The sequence below is a fragment of the Marinobacter sp. L-46 genome, assembly GCF_056859535.1.
The window spans coordinates 1-6,042 of record NZ_JBSXOP010000063.1 but is presented as its reverse complement, the minus strand read 5'-3'; the positions used below and the strand labels follow the sequence as shown (position 1 = coordinate 6,042).

Below are 6,042 nucleotides of genomic sequence, written 5' to 3'. Positions count from 1 at the left end.
CAACAACACCGCCACGAAACTGGACGAGACCGAGTCCCTGTTCCTGGTCGATTTCATCAGCCGCTACGCACTGACCGCCAGTGCCGATGTCTTCCTGAAAGTGGACAACCTGTTCGATGAACAGCAAATTGTCTCACGTTTGCCCGATGGCGCCATGGCGAACCTGCCGCGCACCGCTTCACTGGGGTTAAGCGTTAATTTCTGATCAACAACCCAAGGCCAACTGATCGGCGGCGAGTTCGCCTTTGCATTCCCTCTCTGTCATAGCCCCGGTTTCCAGCCGGGGTTTTCTGGCTATGAGAGACCTAACAACCTAATCCCGACAGACTGCCAGACGACTCCACGTGCGCGTCGGTGCGCCCCTTTTTCAGGAATTGATTATTGCCAGATAGCTATGTACCCAGAAACTTCAGATGAACTCTATTCAGGGCGGGGCAGACAAAAAAATGGGCAGATCAATATCTGCCCTAAAAACCTGAGCACTTCATTAACTCACGTAGACTATATCAAGCTAAACTGAACTCTAACTGAATTTTCCGATTGTTTTTGATCGCAATGTTTCCCGTACCAGTGCCCTATCAAGTGGCGAGCTCAACCAAGCCCCCTCCCATGCGTTCAAAATGCATATTGTAACCTCGCACGCACTTCATCTCCGCTAGCGCCATTGGCTTGTTCGCCATCCATGTAGCTCATTCCAAGTCGAACATTCTTGTTGGCGTAATAGTTAACGCCCAGTGTTGTTTGCTTACCGTCGGTCGTGGCCAGCCCCACATCACTGTATTTTCCGTCACCATCCTCAAAGCGGGCAACAACTTCCCAGGCCCCTTTGGGTGATGCCGGTTTTACCCGCTTGAATATTCCGGCTTTGTAAGGACGGCTTTCGCCGGTGATGATCCAGCCAAGCTGTACGTAATAGCCATCAACATCCACCTGGCCTTCCTCGGAATCGAAATATTCGGCCTGGGCATGGAAGGGCCCGGAAGCGCCGGCGAGCTCCAGATTAAACTTATCGACCTCACCGGCCTGAGTGTCGGCATCACGCGTGGAATAACCCGCACCAAGATGAACAACCATATTGTTCGTTTGAATCGGTGCAACCGTGCCCCGCGCGGTTACTGCCGTGTTATTGAAGTCGTCGCTGCCATCGCCGTTTGCCTCGAAGTAGCCGATACCGTAGGTCCAGTTGTCGCCTTTGCCACTGAGCTGGATGCCGCCGCTGCGACCGGGGGTATAACGCTCGGACATGGCGGATCGCTCAAGGGCCGAGATGTCTTTTGAACTCGTTAATTGTTCCAGGCCGAATGGCTCTTTCTGCTTACCAATAGTCACGGTTGCAGCTGAGCCAAATCCCAGGTAGCGAATGTACAGGTCCTCAGCGTCCCCGCCTTTGGCGCCATCACTCTCAGCCACGTTGAACTGGATTTTGTACGCCCAGTCGCCAAAGTTGCCCTTGGCGTAGAGGCGTGCCCGGCGCGCGTTGAAATCGGTAGTGTCACCTTTGACGTCAGACTGCGTGGCGTCGTAATCCCATTGAAGGCGCCCGCCGAGCTGAAAAGACGCAGAGTTATCCGACACTTTCACTTTGATACCGCTGTCGGTATCGATCACAAGGTCTTCGCCGCTGGTCGTAACAGTTCCGGCCTGTGCAGCAGAAGCGGCAGAAATCGCCAAAGCCAAGCCCAAATATTTCTTGCTCATGATCTGTCTCACCTTTTTCGGTTTGGTTGTGTGTGTTGAAGCGCGATTAAAGTCTATTTGGCAAAGATTACAGAATGGTTACAGAGAATGCATCAAAACAGGGCGCTGGTCCGGGCCGGTGACAGGTTCTGGGGCGCTAGGTGTTGCGGTCGTTTTTCGGGGGCAAGCTCAGAATGTGCCGATTTGTCTCTATAATTATGATAAAAAAGAATAAATAAGATGTGGCAAGACTTTTGCTGATCATATTTGGAGCAATGAAACCCAACCGAAGGTATCCATTATGAAGAAGCAGTTTTTCACCAAATCCGGATTTATCAGTATCACTTTGCTTGCAGCACTTCAGGCTGCGCCCGCCATTGTTAGCGCTGACGTCAGCTCAAATGTGAGCGCCAGCAGCAACTATCTGTTCCGGGGCGTCACCCAGACAGACGGGGCTGCGGCTGTCCAGGGAGGGTTGGATTATGAGCATGCGTCGGGCTTCTACGCCGGTGGCTGGGGTTCCAATGTCGATTTTGGTGACGGCACCAGCTATGAGCTTGATCTTTATGCCGGATTCTCCGGCTCTGTGGAAGAACTGGGTTATGACGTTGGGTACATTTATTATGCGTATCCTGACGCGCCGGACTCCATTGATTTCGGCGAACTTTACGGCGAGATCAGCTATGGCATTGCTGCTGTAGGCCTAGCCTACACGATCAACAGCGACACCAGTGGTGATGGGGTGTTCGTGCAAGGAGATGCCTATTACTACGCCTCTGTTGGGGTGCCTCTGCAGGACAGCTACAGTGCCGGTGCGACAGCTTAATAAAATGGAGTTTTTTCATAGGTGCACCCTTCTGGGTTAGATGAAGAGACGTATATAGCTGTTCCGGAAAAAGGCTTTCGAAAAGCTACTGATCCAAAACATGAACAATTAGACACCTTGAAACTAAAACGAAACTGAATTTTTTGGCCTGGTCGCTCCGGCCTTGATTCACGTCAGTTTTTATTCCCGCCTGGCGGCAAAAGCCCCGGGCCCCTGCCTCCGCGGCGACAAAGACTTGATAATTGTCACGCTGCACTATCCGAACCCCAGGCCCTGCTTCCAGACCGCAATCGACCAATACACGTGTCTGGCCGGTTTCAACCTGGAGCCGGTCGCGGTCTCCGTTCCACCCGGGAATGTGATGTTCATCTGCGCTCATCCTCCGCCTGATTGAGAAAATGCCGGATCGGTGCCCGGAAATCAGAGCGCTGCTTCAGTGGATGATCAGAGGTCGTCCATTCGTCCGACCTGACGGGCCAGTCGCATCGATTCGTTCTGTTCCATGGTTAACAAAGCCTGGAACAGTTCCCTTGCCTCGGGAATCTCCGCCCGGTCCGCCATGGCTTTATAGAGGTCGGCGATCTGATCATGAAAGTCGAATACCTCCCGGCAAATACCCTGGAAATCAAGCTTTGCGTACGGCTCATCACAGGTACGGTGAGTTTTGACGGGATTATGCGAAAGGTAATCAAAGACTCTTGTTTCTAGCGCCCTGGAATCCCCCTGACGTTCAAACTCGCTCACGATCCGCTCCATTTCGGACTCATGGGCCGCCAGATAGTCCAGCAGTGCCCGGGCCCGCTCTTCTTCATTTTTTGTCGCACAGTGGGACAGACAACTCGCCAGGTGTGAGTGCAGATCCCGCGTCCAGTCAATCAATTCACCAAAGGTTCTGATATGCATTTCGTTGTCCCCGCTTTGTTTGGGTTGATGATTGCCAGCCCGGTATAAGGTTCCCTGTTCGAAGTAAAACCCTGCAACCTGAACTCACCCTGAAAACCAGCAAAAGAAAGTAAAATTCCGGCCCTGGCACTGGTTAATATGATTTGCATCAATCCCATACCACACCGGGGGCGGCAACTCATACTATGCTGAACCGAAACTGAACAATCGCCACTAACTGATCCGGATCTGACAGGAGTCAAGTCTGGATCATTTCATGGACACTCAATACCTTACTGCTTGACATGTGAGTGGCTCAGAGGTTTTATGATCCGATGCGGCTTCATCGCCGGGCCACAGGGCCGGGCAGACCGGATATCCATTCATATTCACCGGCAGTGCCGGCGGCGCCGTTAGTGAGGCATCAAACCGCCTGAAAGCCTTGTGGCTGAGCTGCTGTTTTGTCCTCGGGTTCAGCGTGGTTTTCGTGGCGCTGGCTGATGGCCTACCGGCAGGAAGCCAATCTGGTGGCGGGCCTGCTGATCGTGCTGATGGGCCTGTTCATGCTGGGCTGGTGGAGCATGCCGGCGCTGCAACGGGACTGGGCGCCTGGGGCAAACGCTCGAGGGAGGACGCCCCACAGCGGCCTTTTTGCTGGGCATCGCCTTTGCCGTCGGCTGGACGCCCTGCATCGGCCCGATACTCGGAGCCATACTGGCGCTCAGTTCCACCCACGCCAACGCAGAAACGGGCATGTTGTACCTAGCGGTGTATTCGCTCGGCCTGGCACTCCCGTTTCTCGGAACCGCGCTGTTCATCGAGCATTTTCGCAAGCGAGTGCGCGGATTCAGCCGCTGGAGCAGGCCGCTAAGGGCACTGGCGGGCCTTGTGCTGATCATCATGGGCATAATGGTGCTGACCGGCCAGATGACCTGGTTCGCCACCTGGATGCTGTCGACCTTTCCCGTGTTGGGAAGGCTTGGCTAGTGTCCCAGGTCGGCTGGAAGCCGGTAGAGCCTTGTTGCGCCTTCCCCGGCCTTACTATCTCCACCTCGGCTTCCTACCGAGAAAAAGAACAGCCCACCGCTCCCATAGGCCGGCTTCGCCGAGCGGGGTATGGATACCCTGGATCTTCCCAGAACCGATGGCGAGCCCGGGTTTGCGTCCAGCCAGTCGATAGCGACGACATCCCTGGGACCTGCGGCCTCCGCAGAGCTCGGGCGCTGCGCGATACCCACCATGGGGCGCGAAACCCTATCCGCCCCTCCGGTGCCGCCGACAAACGGGTTACCCAGAGACAGGGATCTTGTCGGACTGAAAATCAGTTCCGGGTTTACCTCAAACCGGATTTCCGAGCTGACAAGAGGGTCCATATCGTAGCTGAGCTGCAATTCCGGGCCATTGCCGGAATACACAGAGGCTTTACCGTCAAACGCACTTACAAAAGCCAGATCGCCGCTGTCTGTCTTGCCCAGAACCCGGGAGCCCAACACCCTGAAACCCGGCGTCAGGGCGCTGAATGTGTCATTGGCGCTTTCCGCCATCTTCTCTTGCCCCGGCATAACCGTGTAAATCTTTGACCCGAAGCCGTGCTCTGCCGTATAGGACTGCCCCAGAATGGTGTCACTCCGCCCATCCAGGTCGGTATCATGCACGCCCATCATCAATGGCGAAAACCCGACCAACATGGCTCGGTCCCCGTCAAGCCTGACAACAGAACCTGACACCCGGTAATCATCCCATTGGTTGACCAGCAGATAAAGCTCACCGGCACTGCTATACCAGTCCATGTAAATGATTCTCTCGCCACGTGGAATATCAACCACGGCGATTTCGCTTACAGAGCCATCGGAGCGCCCCGAAAAAAACCTGATTGTCTGCTTGCCTTCCAGTGCCACGACATAACGCCCCGGGATTTCATGGACCGCAATCGAACCTGCCCGGCCCGGCAACTCAAGAGCAAGCTCGGCCTCCGCCTCTGCCGCAACACGAAAACTCTCTTCCTTTGAGTATGAAGCTGCGCCGATATCAATCATCCCGACCAGCCAGGTTTGGTCATAGGTGACAACTACCCTGCCCTTGCTTATTAACTCGAACGTCAGAGAGGGCTCTGCCTTGCTTTCCTCATTTTCCCAGACCAGGCGTGGAAACATGGATTTCAGTTCTTCTTCCACGGGCCCGCTTTTTTCGGTTGTACTTTTAATTACGGCCGGCAAAGGGCCAAACCTCTCCACAACGGCATTTACACCAGGCATGGGCCCGGACAGCAGCTTGCCAACGAATTCTTCCGGATTAATCCGTAAAATACCGATTACGGACCGGCGGTCACTGACCAAACTGGCATCGCCGTTCTGAACGGGTTTTGCCGTAACGAAAACATCCCCCACCCCGACAACATTATCGCGCCGGTCTATGTAAACAAGACCTTCGTCCTTGTCGATCCGGCTGATCGCGGAAACAAAAGGGTCGAAGCGCTCACCTGCGAAACAGAGCTGTCCGGTTATTGTAAAAACAATGGGTAAGCGGATTAAATGGTTGATCTTACCTTTGCATGAGAGTGAGACAGACCGGCATCTCATCGGATTATCTGGTTGATGCTTCACCTACTGCTGGTGCATGTTTCCTTCGCTAATTCCAGCAAGAACCCCACACGCCTC

The 6,042-nt window shown here is 54.3% G+C and carries 5 protein-coding genes and 1 pseudogene; 3 read left to right on the top strand and 3 right to left on the bottom strand.

Annotated features, from left to right (window positions below; translation table 11 throughout):
* The coding region (locus AC13DJ_RS10005; protein ID WP_482932808.1) for a hypothetical protein at positions 1-205 on the top strand (205 nt) is incomplete at its 5' end.
* A 410-nt stretch (positions 206-615) separates the two neighbouring features.
* On the opposite strand, the gene AC13DJ_RS10000 is transcribed toward AC13DJ_RS10005, so the two are convergent.
* A complete protein-coding gene (locus tag AC13DJ_RS10000) occupies positions 616-1,698 on the bottom strand; it encodes an OprO/OprP family phosphate-selective porin (protein ID WP_482934212.1) in 1,083 nt (360 codons plus the stop codon).
* Positions 1,699-1,978: 280 nt separating this feature from the next.
* Between AC13DJ_RS10000 and AC13DJ_RS09995 the strand changes: the two genes are divergently transcribed.
* A complete protein-coding gene (locus AC13DJ_RS09995; RefSeq protein WP_482934211.1) occupies positions 1,979-2,503 on the top strand; it encodes a TorF family putative porin in 525 nt (174 codons plus the stop codon).
* Positions 2,504-2,947: 444 nt separating this feature from the next.
* Here AC13DJ_RS09995 and AC13DJ_RS09990 read toward each other — a convergent pair whose 3' ends face one another.
* Positions 2,948-3,406 carry an ATPase gene (locus AC13DJ_RS09990; protein ID WP_117618265.1) on the bottom strand — a complete coding sequence of 153 codons (459 nt, stop codon included), beginning with the start codon at positions 3,404-3,406 and terminating at the stop codon, positions 2,948-2,950.
* 382 nt (positions 3,407-3,788) lie between these two features.
* Between AC13DJ_RS09990 and AC13DJ_RS09985 the strand changes: the two are divergent.
* A pseudogene (locus AC13DJ_RS09985) lies at positions 3,789-4,372 on the top strand (cytochrome c biogenesis CcdA family protein); the annotation flags it as partial.
* Here AC13DJ_RS09985 and AC13DJ_RS09980 read toward each other — a convergent pair.
* Entirely contained in the window at positions 4,369-5,988 is a 1,620-nt protein-coding gene (locus AC13DJ_RS09980; protein ID WP_482934210.1) for a hypothetical protein, read from the bottom strand. The pseudogene AC13DJ_RS09985 and the gene AC13DJ_RS09980 sit on opposite strands and share 4 nt — an antisense overlap.
* Positions 5,989-6,042 lie beyond the last annotated feature (54 nt).